This window comes from Acidobacteriota bacterium (assembly GCA_009861545.1).
Taxonomy (GTDB): Bacteria; Acidobacteriota; Vicinamibacteria; order Vicinamibacterales; family UBA8438; genus WTFV01.
The window spans coordinates 72,785-90,542 of record VXME01000135.1; the positions used below are offsets into that span (position 1 = coordinate 72,785).

General features: G+C 69.9%; 13 protein-coding genes. 7 read left to right on the top strand and 6 right to left on the bottom strand.

Features of this window, described 5'->3' with window-relative positions; translation table 11 throughout:
- Positions 1 to 47: 47 nt before the first annotated feature.
- From F4X11_21320 to F4X11_21330, 3 genes are read right to left on the bottom strand one after another with little or no spacing between them, the layout of a single operon-like run.
- Complete coding sequence (locus F4X11_21320; GenBank protein MYN67533.1) at positions 48 to 1,208, bottom strand: ABC transporter permease; 1,161 nt, start codon at positions 1,206 to 1,208, stop codon at positions 48 to 50.
- 29 nt (positions 1,209 to 1,237) lie between these two features.
- Complete coding sequence (locus F4X11_21325) at positions 1,238 to 1,969, bottom strand: ATP-binding cassette domain-containing protein (protein MYN67534.1); 732 nt, start codon at positions 1,967 to 1,969, stop codon at positions 1,238 to 1,240.
- Positions 1,966 to 3,531, bottom strand: coding sequence for an alpha/beta fold hydrolase (locus tag F4X11_21330; GenBank protein MYN67535.1), 1,566 nt, complete (start codon positions 3,529 to 3,531; stop codon positions 1,966 to 1,968). The genes F4X11_21325 and F4X11_21330 overlap by 4 nt, the downstream gene beginning before the upstream one ends.
- Positions 3,532 to 3,657: 126 nt before the next feature.
- Here F4X11_21330 and F4X11_21335 point away from each other — a divergent pair, with 126 nt between their 5' ends.
- Together F4X11_21335 and F4X11_21340 are read left to right on the top strand one after the other, a co-directional pair.
- On the top strand, positions 3,658 to 5,220 hold the full coding sequence (locus F4X11_21335; protein MYN67536.1) for a PQQ-binding-like beta-propeller repeat protein: 1,563 nt from the start codon (positions 3,658 to 3,660) through the stop codon (positions 5,218 to 5,220).
- A gap of 112 nt (positions 5,221 to 5,332) precedes the next feature.
- Positions 5,333 to 6,394: a DUF3500 domain-containing protein gene (locus F4X11_21340; GenBank protein MYN67537.1), complete on the top strand. Its 1,062-nt coding sequence runs from the start codon at positions 5,333 to 5,335 to the stop codon at positions 6,392 to 6,394.
- A 126-nt stretch (positions 6,395 to 6,520) separates the two neighbouring features.
- Here the strand turns inward: F4X11_21340 and F4X11_21345 are convergent, their stop codons facing one another.
- Positions 6,521 to 7,705, bottom strand: a complete 1,185-nt coding sequence (locus F4X11_21345) for a CoA transferase (protein ID MYN67538.1) — start codon at positions 7,703 to 7,705, stop codon at positions 6,521 to 6,523.
- A gap of 133 nt (positions 7,706 to 7,838) precedes the next feature.
- On the opposite strand from F4X11_21345, the gene bfr reads away from it, so the two are divergent.
- The gene (bfr, locus tag F4X11_21350) at positions 7,839 to 8,318 is read left to right on the top strand and encodes a bacterioferritin (protein MYN67539.1); all 480 of its coding nucleotides are present in this window, start codon (positions 7,839 to 7,841) and stop codon (positions 8,316 to 8,318) included.
- On the opposite strand, the gene F4X11_21355 is transcribed toward bfr, so the two are convergent.
- A complete protein-coding gene (locus tag F4X11_21355; GenBank protein MYN67540.1) occupies positions 8,282 to 8,551 on the bottom strand; it encodes a (2Fe-2S)-binding protein in 270 nt (89 codons plus the stop codon). The genes bfr and F4X11_21355 overlap by 37 nt on opposite strands.
- 107 nt (positions 8,552 to 8,658) lie before the next feature.
- Between F4X11_21355 and F4X11_21360 the strand changes: the two genes are divergently transcribed.
- Positions 8,659 to 11,193 carry a TonB-dependent receptor gene (locus F4X11_21360; protein ID MYN67541.1) on the top strand — a complete coding sequence of 845 codons (2,535 nt, stop codon included), beginning with the start codon at positions 8,659 to 8,661 and terminating at the stop codon, positions 11,191 to 11,193.
- Between the two features lie 141 nt (positions 11,194 to 11,334).
- On the opposite strand, the gene F4X11_21365 is transcribed toward F4X11_21360, so the two are convergent.
- Positions 11,335 to 13,635: a TonB-dependent hemoglobin/transferrin/lactoferrin family receptor gene (locus F4X11_21365; GenBank protein ID MYN67542.1), complete on the bottom strand. Its 2,301-nt coding sequence runs from the start codon at positions 13,633 to 13,635 to the stop codon at positions 11,335 to 11,337.
- Positions 13,636 to 13,773: 138 nt separating this feature from the next.
- Here F4X11_21365 and F4X11_21370 point away from each other — a divergent pair, with 138 nt between their 5' ends.
- The 3 genes from F4X11_21370 (at position 13,774) to F4X11_21380 (ending at position 17,748) form a co-directional block, all read left to right on the top strand.
- The gene (locus F4X11_21370; protein MYN67543.1) at positions 13,774 to 14,715 is read left to right on the top strand and encodes a class I SAM-dependent methyltransferase; all 942 of its coding nucleotides are present in this window, start codon (positions 13,774 to 13,776) and stop codon (positions 14,713 to 14,715) included.
- A 201-nt stretch (positions 14,716 to 14,916) separates the two neighbouring features.
- A complete protein-coding gene (locus F4X11_21375; protein MYN67544.1) occupies positions 14,917 to 17,280 on the top strand; it encodes a TonB-dependent receptor in 2,364 nt (787 codons plus the stop codon).
- Between the two features lie 42 nt (positions 17,281 to 17,322).
- On the top strand, positions 17,323 to 17,748 hold the full coding sequence (locus F4X11_21380) for a hypothetical protein (GenBank protein MYN67545.1): 426 nt from the start codon (positions 17,323 to 17,325) through the stop codon (positions 17,746 to 17,748).
- The last annotated feature ends 10 nt before the right edge of the window (positions 17,749 to 17,758 follow it).

The window sequence follows — 17,758 nt, forward strand, 5'->3', positions numbered from 1 at the left end:
CACTCCTTGATGGTAGCAGTGCCCATGCGCGCGCGGCAGGCGCCCTGCTACGAGCGGCCGAAGACGATCTTCTCCTGTCGCAGCAGCCAGGACGTGAGGGTGAGAAAGAGGACCGCCAGCAGCGTCGCGGCGACCGCGGAGGTTACGACGCTCAGGGCCGCGACCGACTCGCCGCCCATGACGTCGACCAGCAGCAGGTGGTGCGACAGCGCCGGGACCAGCATCATCCAGCCGGTGGACTGCAGCGGGTAGAACTGCACGACGGTGCCGGGGATGATCGGCACGAAGATCAGCAGGCTGACGTAAGTCTGCGCCTCCTTGAAGCTGCGGGCGAACGTCGCGACGAACATCTGCAGCGCGGATGCGAGCAGCACCAGCGGGGCGACGGCGACGGCCATCAGCAGGAGCTGGCGCGCGCCCAGGCTGAGCTGCACGCCGAGCTCCTCCAGCGGCACGAAGCGCATCATGAGCACGAACATCGCCAGCGTCAGCACGGTGGCGACGAGGCCGAACAGGCAGGTCGCGATCCACTTGCCGGTCGTCAACGCGCCGCGCGACACGGGGTTGACGAGCAGGGGCTCCAGCGACTGGCGTTCCCGTTCGCCCGCGGTCGTGTCGATGGCCACGTTCATGCCGCCGACGAACGCGACCATGATCAGGAACAGGGGCAGCATGGCGAAGAAGCGCGCGGCCGACTGCGCCGGCGTCGCCAGGTCCAGGTCGTCCACGCGCACCGCCTGGACGACCGCCGGGCTGACGCCGCGGGCCATCAGGCGCAGCACCGCCACCCGGTTGCCGTAGGTGCGGAGCAGCGTGCGCACGCGGCCGATGGTCCTGCGCGACGCGTTCCTGGAGCTGTCGTGGACGATGCGGACCACGGCCGGCTGCACCGATCTGAACTGCTCTCCGTACGCTTCGTCGATGACCAGCACGAGGTCGACGTCGCCGGCGCGCACCGCGGCTTCGGGGTCGGCGGGCGGCTCCTGGACGACGACGCCGCGCTCCTCCAGCCAGACGATCAGGTTGGGAGCGTGCTCGCGGCCCGCGACCGGCGTCTCCAGAGGCGCGTCGGAGCTCAACGTCCGGGCCAGCGTGGTGAACATCACCGCAATCATCAGCGGCATGATCAGGGGGTAGAGCAGCGCCGACAGCAACGAGCGCCGGTCGCGCAGCGCGTCGGTGAGCTCCTTCCGCCCGACCGCGCGCACCTGCCCGGCGAAACCGAGCCGCCGCCCGCTCACCCCAACCCCTCGTCGGTGCCGATGATGCGCACGAACGCGTCCTCGAGATCGTCCTCGCCGGCGCGCTGGCACAGCTCGTCCGGCGTGCCGTGGGCGACGACCCGGCCGCGGGCGACGATGACGATCTCGTCGCACAGCGCGGACACTTCCTGCATGACGTGGCTGGAGAAGAGGACGCACTTGCCGGCGTCCCGCAGCCGCCGGATCAGGGTGCGCATCGCGCGGGTGCTCATCACGTCGAGGCCGCTGGTCGGCTCGTCCAGCAGCAGGTTGGGCGGGTCGTGCACCAGGGCGCGGCCGACGGCGACCTTCATCCGCTCGCCGGTCGAGAAGCCCTCCACGCGGCGGTCGATGATCTCCTCCATGTCCAGGAGGTCCACCAGACGGTCGATGGACGCCGCGATCGTCGCGGCGTCGAGGGCGTGCAGCTCGCCGACGTAGCGCAGGTGCTCGCGGGCCGTGAGGCGGACGTAGAGGCCGTGGGCATCGGGCAGGACGCCGATGAGCCGCTGCACGGCGAGCGGATCCGCGACGGCGTCGGACCCGTCGACGGCGACGGAGCCCGCGTCCGGCGGGAGCAGGCCGTAGAGCGTGCGCAGGGTCGTGGTCTTGCCGGCGCCGTTGGGGCCGAGCAGGCCGGTGATGCGCCCGTCGCCCGCCGTGAAGCTGACCCCGTCCACCGCGACGATGTCGCCGAAGCGGCGCTCGATGCCGCGCACCTCGATCATGGATCCGTCCCCGCCGCGGAGAGCAGAAACGGCGGCCGCCGGATCCGCTCCAGGCAGCTCACGTCGAGGTCCGCCTGGCTGCCGGTCTCGATGAATTCGGCGACGACGTCGTCCGCGCAACCCCTGGCAATGACGCCGTGGCCGGCTCCCGGCGCGACGACATGACGCGCGTTGCTCAGCCCGGCCAGCACCTCCTCGCCCCAGCGCGGCGGCGTCACCGGATCGAGCGCTCCCGACAGCAGCAGGGCGGGAGCGTCCGAGCGGACCGGCTCGAAGTAGGCGGCCGGCAGGTCGGCGGCCGGCCAGATGGTGCAGGCGCTGGCCGTCATATCGATCAACAGCCGTCCGAGGACGCCGTCCGCGGCCCGGCGCGCGGCGTCTCCGTCGGCGATCTGCGACACGTCCTCGGCGCAGATGACCGAAAAGAACATGCCCAGGTTGAGAACCTCGCCGGAGTCCAGCAGCGGAACGATCTGGGCCAGGTACGGCGCGAAGTCGCCCTCCGCGGCGCGGGCGATGGTCCACGGCACGAGGCTCGCCAGGGTCGGGCTGTAGAGCACGCCGCGCAGCCCGCCGGCGAAGCTCGCCCCGGTCAGCGTCAGCTTCAACGGCCCGCCGGTCCGGGGGTGCATCGTGTCGATCTCGAGCGGACTCGCCTCCAGCTCCGCGATGAGGCGTGCGAAGGTCTGCGCCAGGTCGGGGAACGCCTCGCGGCAGTTGGCGTCGTCGGCGCAGTCGTCGAACAGGCGGTCGAGCGCGCGGTGGGCGTCCGCGTTGATGCTCAGGGGCAGGCGCATGGAGACCGGGGCCAGCCCGTCGAGCACTGCGGTTCGCACTCGCTCCGGGTGGCGGCGCATGTAGACCAGCCCGGCGCGCGTGCCGTAGGAGCCGCCGTAGAGGTTGAGCGTCTCGTAGCCGAGCGCCGCTCGCACGTCGTCGAGGTCGTCCATGGCGACGGGCGTCGTGTACCGGCGCGGGTCGGCAACGGTCTCCACCTCCGCGAGGCATTCGCGCAGGTCGTCGAGGGGCAGCGATTCGACCTGCAGCGACTCGCCGAGCTGCTGCTCGTCCACTTCGCTCTCGAAGAACGCGCAGGTCATGCGGCCCGAGCCGCCCGTGCCGCGCTGGTCGACGAAGACCAGATCGCGCGTCCGGCGCACCTCGGAGAGCAGCGGCAGCATCGGACCCGCCAGCGCGGTGGCGGCCTGGCCCGGCCCGCCGGCGAGAAAGAAGAGCGGATCCGGCTCCGGGCTGTCGGAGACGGCCGGGATCACGACGATCTTCAGGTCGACCGTCCTGCCGTCACGCGCCAGGCGGTCCTCGTGGACGGGCAGCGAGCCGCAGCGGGCCGGGACCGAGACGCCGTCCAGGCGGCAGTCTTCGAGATTCAGCTCCGGTTGAGCGTCCGCGAACGGCGCAACCACCGTCGCGCCCAGCACGACCGTTGCGCCCAGCGCCAACCCGCGCCAAGCCGTCCAGCCGCGCCTCGCCGGCCGCTTCGCGTAGAGCATGGTCGAGGGAGTATACGCACGGTCGCCGGTTGCGGTTCGGTCGCGTCTCATCGCCCTGAACGCGCCGGAGGATACGGTTGCCGTCGACGTCGCGGCCTCGAGGATGCTCTATCCTTACGACGCATACGGTCCGCGCGGCGTCGGGAACAGCGGGACGGTCGGCCGGGTCGGGGCGGTATGCTCGCGCGCGGGATGCACTGCGAGAAGACGAGGGAACACCCGCCGGAGGAGATCATGCGTTCGCAACCCCTTGTATTCGGTCCGGTCGGGGCGCTCCTGGCGGCGGCGACCATTGCCGCCGGCAGCGCCGAGGCGGAGAACTGGCCGGCGTGGCGCGGTCCCACCGGCGACGGCGTCAGCACCGAGACGAACCTGCCGGTGGAATGGAACACCGAGCGCAACATCGCCTGGAAGCTCCCGATGCCGGCCTGGTCGGGATCCACCCCCATCGTCTGGGGGGACCGGATCTTCCTGAACGTCGCCATCGACGACGAAGACATCGAGCTCTGGTGCCTCGACCGCGACACCGGCCAGCCGATCTGGACGCGGCACCTGAGCGGCGGCAACCGCCGGCTCCGCAAGCAGAACATGTCGTCGCCGTCCCCGGTCACCGACGGCGAGCACGTCTGGGTCATGACCGGCACCGGCATCCTCAAGGCCTTCGACGTCGACGGCAACGAGCTGTGGACGCGCGACATCCCGGCCTCGTACGGCCGGTTCGGCCTGAACTGGGGCTACGCGTCGTCGCCCCTGCTGCACGGCGGGGCGCTGTTCGTGCAGGTGCTGCACGGCATGCGGACGGACGACCCCTCCTACGTGCTGCGGATCGACGCGCCGAGCGGCGAGACGGTCTGGCGGGTCGAGCGCCCGTCGCTGGCGGTGCGCGAGTCGCCGGATGCGTACTCCACCCCCGCCCTGCTGGAGTACGACGGGACGACCGAGATCGTCATCACGGGCGGGGACGCGGTGACCGGACACGATCCCGAGACCGGCCGGGAGTTGTGGCGGGCCGACGGGCTCAACCCGACGCGGCAGCGCGACTACCGCATCGTGGCGTCGCCGCTGGTGCGCGACGGGGTGATCTACGCGCCGACGCGGGTCCGGCCGCTGCTGGCGCTGCGGCCCGGCGGGCGAGGCGACGTGCTCGACTCGCATGTCATCTGGTCGACCGACGACGGTCCCGACGTGCCGACGCCTGTCACCGACGGCGAGTACTTCTACGTCGTCAACGACCGCGGCATCGTCTACGTGACGGACGCCAAGACGGGCGCGCCGGTCTACGGCCCCGAGCGGATTCGCCGCGGCACCTACAGCGCGTCGCCGGTGCTGGCCGACGGGAAGATCTACGTCACCAACGAGGGCGGGATGACAACCGTCCTGCGCGACGGACCGGAGTTCGAGGTGCTGGCCGAGAACGACTTCGACGACTACGTGCTCAGCTCGCCGGCGGTCTCCGAAGGTCAGATCTTCATCCGCACCACCGGACACCTCTACGCCATCGGGGAGCGCCGTCCGGCGGCGGTCGCGGCGGAGCAGGGCGCCGGCGGGGCGGCCGCGGCGCAGGAAGCGGGCGGCGTCATCGTCGCCGGACAAGTCCGGATGGGCGTCGAAGACGAGCGCGAAGCGCCGCCCGTCAGCGAAGAACGGACGTGGCGCGGGTTGGCGATCTCAGTCGGCGCCGCGGCCGTCCTGGTTGTCTTGGTGGTCGGGGGGCGGAGATGGGGCGCGCGGCGGTCGTGACGCGCGGTCGGCGCGCGTCCGGCGCCGGCGGCCGGTCCGGCCGGCTGGAAGTAGGATAGGCGGGGAATCGGCGGGAGAGAATCAGCGGAACGCACGTCAGGAGGTGCGCATCATGCAGGCGGAGAGAATCTTGCGGACAGCCAGGATAGTCGTGGCGGTGGTCGTTGTCGGACTGTGCGGCAGCAGCGCCATCGAGACCTTTCAGCACGCGCGTGCGGTGGACGAGATGGCCGGGGCGGCCCGAGCGCTGCTCGCGTCGCTCTCCGACGAGCAGGCGGACAGGGCGACCTTCGCGTTCGATTCCGATGAGCGGTCGCGGCACCACTTCATCCCGCCGGAAGTGTTCGAGCGTCACGGCATGGTTTACGCCGACATGGACTTCGAGCAACGGGTGCACGCACTCGATCTGCTGCGCTCCGGCCTGAGCTACGGCGGCTACCTGACGGCGCAGCAGATCATGGAGGTCGAGGGGATCCTGGGGGTCCTGGTGGAGGGCGAGGGACGCCGCTTCGCACGCAGTCAGGACGAGTACTGGGTCTCGGTGTTCGGGACGCCCGAGGCTGGCGGCACGTGGGGTTGGCGCTGGGAAGGCCATCACCTCTCCCTGCACTACACGATCGTGGACGGGGAGATCACGGTGAGCACGCCCACCTTCCTGGGCGCGAACCCGGCGACCGTGCCGTCCGGGCCGCGCCGCGGCATGCGGGCGATGAAGGAGCAGGAGGACACGGCCCGCGCACTGCTGGCCTCGCTCAACGCGGATCAGCGTGAGGTCGCGATCTTCGACGACGTCGCCCCGACCAACGTCGTGACGGGCGCCGACCTGGTCGTGGATCCGCTCGACCCGATCGGGATTCCGGCGTCGGCCTTGACTGCCGGGCAGCAGGACCTGCTCATGGCCGTGATCGAGTCGTACGTGGGAATCATGGCCGACGACATCGCGGCGCTGCGCCGGGCCGCGATCCTGGCCGGCGGCATCGACGATATCCGGTTCGCGTGGGCCGGTCCGACTGAGCGGGGCAAGGTGGCCTACTACCGCGTGCAGGGGCAGGAGTTCCTCATCGAGTTCGACAACACCCAGGAGGACCCGAACCACATCCACGCGGCGTACCGGGACTTCGACGGCGATCTCGGGCGGGACCTGCTGCGCGAGCACGTCGCGCGGATGCACTGATGTTTCCGGGCCGGCGGCTAGGAGTCTGCGCCGTAGAACGGCGTAGACTTCTAGTCAGGCCCGGTTGGGCGGCAATCGGATGCCGCAGCGCGACCGCAGCGGTCGCGTTCGGCGACGATTGTCGGGCTAGACCGCGCCGCCGGCCCGGAGTCTCTCGATCTCCGCTGCCGAGTAGCCCGCCTCGCGCAGCACGGCGTCGGTGTGCTCGCCGAGCAGGGGCGGCGCCGTCTCGATGCGGGCCGGCGTAGCGCTGAGCTCTATCGGCTGACCGATCATCTGCACGGTGCCGGCCGTCGGGTGCGGGCGCTCCACGACCTTGCCGCGCTCGACGAGTTGCGGATTGGTGCAGACCTCCGCCACGTTGCGGATGCGGCCGCAGGGGACGCCGGCCGCGCCGAGCAGATCCATCCACTCCTGCACGGTCCGCGCCGCGGTCAGCGCTTCGATGATCGGGATCAGCGCCTCGCGGTGCTCGACGCGGGCCGGGGCGGTCGCGAAGCGCGGGTCGTCCCGCAGGTCGGGGCGCTCGACGGCGTCACAGTAGCGTTTCCAGAGCGAGTCGTTCGCAATACCGAGGTTCATCCAGCCGTCGGCCGCGCGCAGCGTCTGGTACGGCGCCACGGAAGGATGGTCGTTGCCGCGCCGGGTCGGGCTCTCGCCGGAAGCGAAGTAGATGCCGGTGTTGTAGGTCAACAGTGACGCGACGGCGTCGAGCATCGCCACCCGCACGTGCTGCCCGCGGCCGGTCGTCCGCCGCGCGTACAGAGCCAGCAGGATGCCCTGGGCGGCCATCAGGCCCGAAGCGAGATCGGCGATCGAGGTGCCGACGCGCGTCGGCGGGCCGTCCGCCTCTCCGGTGACGTCCATCAGGCCCGCCTCCCCCTGGACGATCAGGTCGTAGCCGGGCCGCGTGGCGTCGGGACCGCTGTCGCCGAAGCCCGAGATCGAGCAGTAGACCAGCCGCGGATGCGCGGCCGAGACGGTGTCGTAGCCGAAGCCGAGCCGCGCCAGGGCGCCGGGCCGGAAGTTCTCCACGAGTACGTCGGCCCCGTCCAGCAACCGCCGCAGAATGGCCTTGCCCTGCTCGTGCTTGAGGTCGATCGTGCAGCTTCGCTTGTTGCGGTTGATCGACAGGAAGTAGGGCGACTCGCCGCCGTGGAAAGGCGGGCCGAAGGCGCGCGACTCGTCGCCGCGCCCCGGCTCCTCGAGCTTGACGACATCGGCTCCCATGTCGGCCAGGGTCATGGTGCAGAACGGGCCGGCCACGACCCGGCTGAGATCGACTACGCGGATTCCATCCAGCGGTGACATCGGCAGAGAGTATCCCCCAGGACGCCCCCCGCGTTCTTGCGCGACTGAGTCGCATTCTCACCCTTGCGCGGGACCGGGTAGTAGCGTTGAAGAAAGTGCGGGCTTCCGCACGACGACGTCAAGGAGGAGAACCATGAAGGGGCAATCCGAGATCCTCACCGGACTCAACAGCGCGCTCACGATAGAGCTCACGGCGATCAACCAGTACTTCTGCCAGTCGAAGATGTGCGCCGACTGGGGCTTCCACGATCTGGCGCAGAAGCACCGCGAGGAGTCCATCGGCGAGATGAAGCACGCCGAGAAGCTGATCGAGCGCATCCTGTTCCTGGAGGGGACGCCCGAGATCGCACGCTACGACGTCATCCGGGTCGGGACCGACGTGCAGGAGCAGTTCGAGAACGATCTCAAGCTCGAGATGAAGGGCGTCGCGTTCTACAACGAGCTCGTGGAGCTGAGCGTCAAGCTCGGCGACAACGGGACACGCGAGCTGGTGGCGCCGATCCTCACCGAATCGGAGGAGCACGTCGACTGGCTGGAGACGCAGCTCTTCCGCATCGACAAGGTGGGGATCCAGAACTACCTGGCGGAGCAGATGGGCGGACACGACGGCTGATCGCCGCGATCCGGGTATCGGCCGCCGGCGTCCAGGTACTGTTGCAGCACGTCGTGGCAGGCGGTGCAGCCGTCACCGGCCCCCAGGGTGCGGCGCAGGTCGCGGAGCGAGCAGTCCGGCTTGTCGGACAGGGTGTCCAGCAACTGCCGCTCCGTGATTTGCAGGCACGCGCACACGAAGCCGCCCGGTCGGAGCGGAGGCCGCGACGGCGTGTCGACCGGGGTCGGCAGCACGGGCGGATCCTACCTTTTCTGCAACTGAGACGCAATCTCATACGGCATCCCTGCTGCTAAAATCGACCGATGCGCGGTGCGAACGACAGACTTGGGGGGGGCGGCGAGTGACGCAACGTGTTGTCGCGATTAGTCTGCTGGTACTGATGGCGGGGTTGGGCGAGGCGGTCGCGCAGCCCGGTGGAGTCAGCGGCGGCGTCCGCGACGAGACCGGCGCCGTGCTGCCGGGCGCGACGGTCTCCCTGAGCGGCCCGGAGGGCACCCGGGTCACCCAGTCCGACGGCGACGGGGAGTACGCCTTCGCCGGGGTCGCCGCCGGTGACTACGCCTTGACGGTGGCGCTGAGCGGCTTCTCGGACGCGACGGTGGAAGACGTCGTCGTCACGGACACCGCCGTCGAGCTGCCCCCCGTCACCCTGGCGCTGGCGAGCTTCGGCGACACGGTGGTCGTCACCGCGTCGCGGACCGAGGTCCGGGTGGTGGATGCGCCGGTCACGACGTCGGTCGTCACGAGCGAGTCGCTGGCGACGACGGCGAGCTCGAACGTCGGCGACGTCCTCCGCTCGGTGCCCGGCGTCAACGTGATCCAGCTCTCGGCGCGCGACGTCCAGGTCACCAGCCGGCAGTCCACCGGGACGGTGACCAACTCGCAGCTCGTGCTGATGGACGGCCGCAGCCTCTACCTGGATTTCTTCGGCCTGGTCATGTGGGATCTGCTGCCCGCCAACCAGGGCGACATCGAGCAGATCGAGGTGGTGCGCGGACCGGCGTCCGCGACCTGGGGCGCCAACGCCATGACCGGGGCCGTCAACATCATCACGAAGCCGCCGCGGCAGTCGGTCGGGACGACGGTGACGATGAGCGGCGGGTGGATCGACCGGGACGCGGGCTCGACGGTGGGTCAGGGCGTCGGCTCGATGTTCGGCACGAACGCGACGGTCACGCGGGCGCCCACCGACCGGCTGGCCTACCGCATCAGCGCCGGCTACTTCCGGTCCGATGCCTTCCCGCGTCCGACGGGGCGGATTCCGGTCATCGAGGATCCGCGGGTGCCGGGAGCCACGGTGGGCGGTGCGTTGTATCCGGAGGACCGCGACGACACGTTCGGCGGGGCCTTCGCCAACCGGGGCACGAGCCAGCCGAAGTTCGACGTGCGGGTGGACCAGGACCTGTCGGACGGCCGGATCTCCTACTCGGGCGGCGTTGCCGGGACCGAGGGGCTGGTGCACACCGGGGTGGGCCCGTTCGACGTCCAGCGCGGGTCGTACATGGGCTACGCCAAGGTGGGGTACGAGCGGGGCGACCTGCGGGCGCAGGTGTTCACGAACATCCTCAACGGCGGCGCGCCGAATCTCCTGCTGCCGGACCCGAACACGGGGCGGCCGGTCCAGCTCGGGTTCAAGTCCGAGACCGTCGATGCGGAGATCGGCCACTCGACGTTCGTCGGCCAGCGGAACTACCTGACCTACGGCGGCAACGTGCGCCGTAATACCTTCGACCTCACCATCGGCCCGGACGCGAACGACCGCCTCGAGCTCGCCGCCTACCTGCAGGACGAGATCTTCTTCGACCGCTTCCGCCTCGTCCTCGGCGGGCGGGTCGACAAGTTCGGCAACCTGGCCAGGCCGGTGTTCTCGCCCCGCGTATCGTTCATGATGAAGCCGGGCGTCGATCACTCGGTGACGCTTTCCTACAACCGGGCGTTCCGCTCGCCGTCGATGATCGAGAACTTCCTGGACATGCAGGTCGTCCAGCCGGTCGATCTGAGCGGGCTCGCGGTGTTCCGGCCGTTCCTGCCGTTGCTGCTGCCGCCGAGCCTGCCGCCGGCGGCGGCGCCGGGCGCGCTGCGGCAGCTCGAGCAGCAGCTCGACCAGACCACCGCACAGCCGTTTCCGCTGGTGGTCCGCGTGGCCGGCAGCGACGTGCCCGTGGGCGACACGGCGCGTGTCGGGCTCACGGAGGAGTCGCTCACCGCCTACGAGCTGAGCTACACGGGCACGTTCGGGCGGCGAACGACGGCCGGAGCCGCGGCCTACCTGAACCGGCGGGACGACACGATCAACCTCGTCTCGCTGCCGATCGACGCCGACCCCTACACGGCGCGGAACCCGCCGCCGGGGTGGCTGCTTCCGCCGCAGGCCCTGTCGTTCATGGCGGTGGTCGGGGCCTTTCTGCCGCAGACGGCGTACACCTACGTCAACCTGGGGCCGACGCAGCAGGTCGGCGCCGAGATGTGGGTGGACCACCGGTTCTCGCGATCGATGTCTGCCTGGTTCAACTACTCGTGGCAGGACGATCCGGAGATCCTGGCGTCCGACAACCCGAACCTGCCGACCGAGCTCACCCTGCCCCCGACCCACCGGGTCAACGTCGGCGCGTCCCTGGACGGATCGCGGTTCCTCGGCAACCTGTCGGTGAGCGCCGCGACCGCCGCGCTCTGGTCGGACGTGCTCACGCCGGAGTATCACGGCTACTCGGACAGCTACACGATGGTGAACGGCAGCTTCGGGGTGAAGTGGAACGGCGGCGCGATCACGACGCTCGTCAAGGTGACGAACCTGTTCAACCAGAGCATCCAGCAGCACGTCTTCGGCGACATCCTGCGGCGCACCGTCGTGGGCGAGGTGCGGTTCAGCCTGTAGCCCGACAATCGTCGCCTCCGGCTCCGATTGCCGCCCAACCGGGCCTGACCAGCAGTCTACGCCGTTTCTATGGCGCAGGCTGCTGGCCCGACAGTCGTCGCCGAACGCGAACGCAGCGGTCGCGGTGCGGCTCGGCCGCGGTCACCAGTCGTAGCCGAGGGAGCCGACGACGCTGAGCCCGGGGCTGGAGTAGCGATCGATCACCGGGTCGTTCGCCAGCCGGCCCCGTACGTTCCACCACTCGAAGTACTTCGCGTCCGTCAGGTTGAGCAGGCCGAACCGCAGCCTGAGCGATTCGGCCAACGAGACGAAGCCCACCAGGTCGACCACGGCGTAGCCGTCGGGCTCGAAGAAGTCGTCGTCGTGACGTCCGGCGGCGGACTCGACCAGCCGCACGGACAGCTCCTGGCCCCAGCGGCCCGAGGGGCGCGCGTAACGCAGGCCCGCCACGCCTTCGTTGGGGGCGACGGAGCCGAGCGGCGTCGATTCGGCGAGCGCCGGGGTGGCGGCGTCCTGGAGCACCTCGACGCCCTCGATCCGGGCGTAGCTGCCGCGCAGCGTGAGGCTGTCGCTCAGGTGGGCCTCGGCGCGCACCTCGAGGCCGCGGATTCTCGCCGCTTCGAGATTCTCGCTCCGGAACTCGAGCAGCCGGGTGCCCGGGTTCTCGCCGAGGGACTTGAGCTCGATGAAGCCGTCGTACCAGTTCGAGAACACGGTTGCGGCCAGACTCGCCCGATCGAGGTCGGCCCGCACGCCGAGCTCGATATTGTCGCTGCGTTCGGCGCGCAGCCCGGTGTTGGGCAACGTCGTGTAGCCGCCGCGCAGACTCGTGAAGCCGGTGTTGACGGCGCTGTACGGCGGCGCCCGGAATCCGGCGGCGTACTGCCCATGCACCGTCAGCGCGTCGTTCAGCCGCACGGCGGCGCCGACCTTGGGCGAGAGCGCGGCGTCGGCGAAATCGGCCGCCTCGGGGTTGTGGCCGGCGAGGTAGATTGGATCCTGCTGGTCCGCGTCGAGCGTGTAGCGGTCGTACCGCAGCCCCGGCACCAGCGTGACCCGGCCGAGCAGGAATTCGGCCTGGACGTACGCGCCGGCTTCGCCGACGGCGCTTCGCGGAAAGTACTTCGTGGGGAAGACGAGGTCCGTCGGGACCGGCGTCCCGTCGCCGGCGAAGGTCTCGGTGCGGTCGCGCAGGATGTCGAAGTCGTCCGCCGTGTAGCTGCCGCCGGCCGTCAGCAGCACGCCGTCGCGCGGGCCGGGCAGCCGGTGCCGGACCTGCAGGGAGCCGCCGTAACCGGCCTGCTCGTAGTCGAGGGTGCCGTGGCGCTGGGTCGGGGCCAGCGCACCGTCGATGAACGTCAGGCGCTCGCGGTCGATGACCTGCGACGTATCGTTCGCGTGGCCGTGCACGCGCCAGGAGAGGTGGTCGAGACGCCGGCCGGCGAGCGTGTGGTCCAGCGACACCCGCAGGCGGTCCTGCGTGTCGACCGCATCCGAGTCCAGGGTGTCGTAGCGCAGGCTGCCCAGCGCGATGCGCGCCCGGTCCGAGAACCACTCCGTCTCGGCGCGCGTGTCGTAGACCTCGGCCGCCGCCCGCAGCATGTTGCCGGGGGAAGGCGTCACGACCAGCTTGGCCAGGAGTTGCGAGCCGGCGATGTCCTGCGGGTTCGGCGCCGTGCGGGTGTCGTCGGTCGTGGTCACGACGCCCTGATTGTCGATTTCGTGGCCGCGCCGGACGCTGGCGAAGAGCGATCCCTGCATTCGATCGGTTCCCGCGGCGAGCGCGAGCTGGCCGCTCGTCTCGTTGGCGCGGCCGTCCCAGGTGGTCTTGGCGCCGAGGTGAAAGCGGCGCCCGCGCAGGTAGTCCGCCGGGTCCTTCGTGAAGAGCGACACCACGCCGCCGAGGGCGTCGCTGCCGTAGAGCGCCGAGTTGGCGCTGCGCACGATCTCCACCGACTTCAGGACATCGACGTCGAGTCCCGCCTGGTGGATGCTGAAGGGGCCGAAGGCGAACTGCTCGGCGGTCTGCACGCCGTCGACCTGCGTCAGGACCCGGTTGCCGCCGATGCCGCGGATGTTGAAGCCGTTGAGGCCGAGCCGGGTCACGTTGTTCTCGACGTAGACTCCCGGCTCGTACTTGACGAGGTCGGCGAAGTCCTGCACGAGGCGCTCCTGGATCGTCTCGTCGTCGATGACCGAGACCATGCCGGGAATGTCCTGCACCGGCGCCGGCCGAAGGGTCGCGGTGACGGTGACCGCGTCGAGAAAGCTGAGGGGGTCGTCGCCGGGTTGCGGGGTTTCCCGATCCGGCTCGGCCGCCGGCCGGGTGGCTTTCTGCTCGCCGTCGGCGTCGGCCTGTGCCGCGGCGGCGCAGGGACAGAGCAGGAGGTGGATCGCTATCGCCAGCACCGAGACAGCGTGGTTGTGGATGGTGGGGCGCATGCGGCTCGCGATCCATTGTTCCACGGTTCGTCCGACGGTGCGCCGGGATGCCTGACCTGGGCGCCCTGCAAGGGAACGAGTTCGACTCGGCGCCCGCGGTTTCCCCGTCGAGGCCGGGGCTGCCCGTTCTAGGTGAGAATGAGACGCTTGGGACTCCCGCAGAGGCCGAACATCAACCGGGGCGGGCCGGGACCGCGAGCGTTTCACGGAGAGGCTGAAGTGACGAATCCCGTCAAGGTGGATCTCGGCCCCGTGCAGGAGACCCTCCTGATCCCCCTGCTCTCCCGCGCCAGGGAAACCGAGCGGCCGAACGGGCTGCTGCGGGACGAACGGGCGTGCGAGATCGTGCGCCGGCTCGACTACGACTTCACGAAGTGGGAGGGCACGCGCAGCCTCAAGGGCGCGGTGCTGCGCGCGCGCATGTTCGACGGCTACGTCGAGGGCTTCCTGGCCGCGCATCCCGAGGGCACCGTCGTCGAGATCGGCTGCGGCCTCGATACCCGATTCGACCGCGTCGACAACGGCCGCGTGCGCTGGTTCGACCTCGATCTGCCCGACACCATGGCCCTCCGGCGCCGCTTCTTCGAAGACGAGCCGCGCCGCACGATGGTCGACGCGTCGGTCCTCGACGACGCGTGGATGGACGCGGTGGCGGCGACCGGCGGCCCATGGATGTTCGTGGCCGAGGCGGTGCTGATCTACCTCGACGCGCCCGACGCGCAGCGCGCCATCGTCAACATCGCCAGGCGGTTTCCCGGCGCCCGCATCGCCTTCGACTCGATGGCGGCCCGGGCGGTCGACACCCAGTACAAACACGATGCCATGCGCCACCTCACGCGGGCGAGCTGGTTCCGCTGGAAGTGCGACGACCCGCGCGAGATCGAGTCGTGGGGCGCGAACCTGCGGCTCGCCGCGTCGAAGACGTTCTTCGACGCCGACCGCGACCTGGTGGACCGGCTGCCGCTCATGCTGCGCCTGACAATGCGGTACGTCCCGTTCCTGCTGCGGCGACAGGCGTCGTTGTATCGGCTGAACCTGGCGACCGTCGAACGAAACGCGGACGCGGCTTCCGGCGTCTGAAGCACTGGACGGACGGAGACCTTGGCCTCGAGTGAATAGAAGTACGCGAAGGTAACGCTCGCTTCGCTCTGGCAGAGCGGGCGAGCGCGGTCACGCGCCCGATCCCCCTGGATCATCGGGCACACAGAGCACGCGTGACGACATCCTGGCCCCCCAATCCCGGGGACGGCGTCGTGACGCGCCCAACGGAGAGACGACGTCATGACGAAACCGGGAACCCTGACATTCGCCTGCCTGCTGGGCCTGCCGCTGCCGGCGCTCGCGCAGGATGCGGCCATCACCGGCACGGTGGCCGACCAGACCGGCGGCGTCCTGCCGGGCGTGACCGTCGAGGCCGCCGGCCCGACCCTCGCGGACGGCCCGCGCGTGGCGGTCACCGACGGCGAAGGGCAGTATTCCATCGACGGCTTGCCGGCCGGCGACTACTCGGTCTCGTTCTCGCTGCCCAGCTTCGAGACGGCGCTCCGGGACGGCGTCACGGTGGCGGATGCGGACAGCGTCACGCTGGACGCCGTGCTGCAGTTCGCCAGCTTTTCCGAGGACGTGACCGTCGTCGGCAGCAAGCTCGACACCGGGCGGCAGGAGTTCGGCACGAGCGTAGCGTATCTGAGCGCCGAGCGGCTCGAGTCCGACGCCATCTTCACGGTCGAGGACGCCTTCGACCGAACCGCCAACGCGTTCACCGGCACCGCGGGATTCGGGGCCTACAGCATCCGCGGCGTCAACAACGCGGGCCTCACCGGGTCGTTCTCCGCCGCCAACGCGCTTGCTTCCGTGCTGCTCAACCAGACCGCTCTCAGCCCGAAGTCGGGCGACTACCTGAAGCCGTCGCTCTTCGACGTCGCTTCGGTGGAGATCCTGCGCGGCCCGCAGTCGACGTTGCAGGGGCCCAACTCGCTGATCGGCTCGGTGCTGATCAACTACAACAAACCGGCTTTCGACGGCTACGCGGGCCGGGTCCGCTTCGAAGGGGGCGGGTACGGCACGCTGCGCACCTCTATCATGCAGAACGTCGAGCTCGTCGACGACGTTCTCGCGGCGCGGGTCACCTACGAGAACCGCCAGGGGAACGGCGCCGTCACCAACGTGGTCCACGACGTCGACGACGTGCAGCGGACCGACGAGCAGACCGTCCGCCTGCAGCTCGGCCTGCGGCCGCGCGCCGACGACCGGGTGAACGTCGACCTGACCTGGCTGCACAACGACTCCGATTCCAATCCGTTCGCCCTCGTCGGCCCAAACCCCCGGACCGGCGCGGAGTTGTTCGATCGGCAGCAGAACTACAGCCGCCTCGACGAGTATCCGTTCACCTTCGACCTGGTGAACCTGGAGGCGTCGGCCGCGCTGACGGACCGCTGGTCGCTCACCTCGGTGACCGGCTACAGCGCGTTCGATCTGGCGCAGCGCTTCGACGGCGACCTGTCGGAGTTCGATTTCCTCAACGTCGATTCCTTCGGCAAGGACACCGTCGCGAGCCAGGAGGTGCGCGCCACGTACGGCGGCGACTCGGTCGACGCAATTGCCGGCCTGTTCGTCTCGCAGGGCGACTACGGCTCCGGTTTCAGCGGCGTCGGCATCTTCCCGGACGGCATGGGCGGCGTCGCGCCGTTCAACTCCCGCACGGACCTGAACGAGCAAGTGGATCAGTTCGCCGTCTTCGGCCGCGCCGAGTGGACCATCAGCGACCGCCTGCTCGCCACCGCCGGCCTGCGGCTCAACCGCGAGACCCGCGGGACCGACAACTTCGCGGACAACAACGGCTTCGTCAGCGAGCTGACCGGAGAGGAGACCTTCGACCAGTTGATCCCGTCCGCGTCGCTCTCGTACAGCATCACGCCCGACACGTCGATCGGCGCCTCGTTCGCACGCGGCTTCCAGGCCGGCGGCATCGCGTTCGCGGTCTTTCTCGGGCAGGCGGAGTCGTACGGCGAGGAGTACACCAACAACTACGAGTTCTTCCTGCGCCACCGCAGCGCGGACGGTCGGATCACCCTGAACGCCAACGTCTTCAGCATCGACTGGTTCGATCAGCAGGTTCCCTACACGCCGCCGGGCGGGTTCCCGCAGTTCGATCAGTTCATCGCCAACGTCGGCCAATCGCGCCTGCAGGGGTTCGAGGTGGAATCCGAGCTCTACGTCAGCCGCGACCTGCAGGTCTTCGCGTCGCTGGGCCTCAACGACTCGGAGTTCAGGGACTTCGTTCTCGACGGCGTGGACCTGTCGGGCAGAAGGTTCCCGAACTCGCCCGGCTGGAACACGTCGCTGGGTGTCGGCTGGCAACCGGCGGCCGGCCCGTTCGCGAGCAGCACGTTCAGCTTCACCGACACGGCCTACACCGAGATCTTCGCGCCCGACATCACGCGGCTGTCGAGCCGCAACCTGCTGTCCGGCCGGTTCGGCTACCGGTTCGCCGAGGGCTGGTCGATCTACGCCTGGGGCACGAACCTGCTGGACGACGAGTACGAGCTGGGCCTCTTCGATGGAACGGCGTTCGGCCTGCCCGGCGCCTACGGCCGCGTGAGCGATCCGCGCACGGTCGGCATCGGAGTCGACTTCGGCTGGTAGCCGCGAAGCGGCGCTGACCTGCTGCCAATAGCGAGCTTTCCGATGATCCAGTACTGTCAGATCGCGGAGATGCAGGGGCTTATGGCGGACGACGTCGGCCTGGAGGCCCGGCCCGGCAGGTCGCTCCTGTTCGCCGTCTATCCGGGAACGGAGCTCTCGAGCCTTGACCACTACATCCTGTTCTACGTCGGCAACGAGCCGCTGTCGTCCCGCCTGTTCCTCTGGGCCTGGCCGACCGCCCTGGGCGCCGGTATCAGCTTCGGATTGGTCTGCGCACTCGTGGCGGACGGGTCCTGGGACGTCACGGGGGCGCTCTGCCTGGCCGCTCCGGGCGCCTTCTGCCTCTGGCTGACGGCCCGGCGGCCGGTCCGCCGTCCAGGCGCACCGCTGGACACCAGCGGTGTCGGCACCGATCGAGGGCCATCTCCTGGACCGACTATCGACGGCCATCTCCGGAATGGCCAGTGAAATGGAGCAC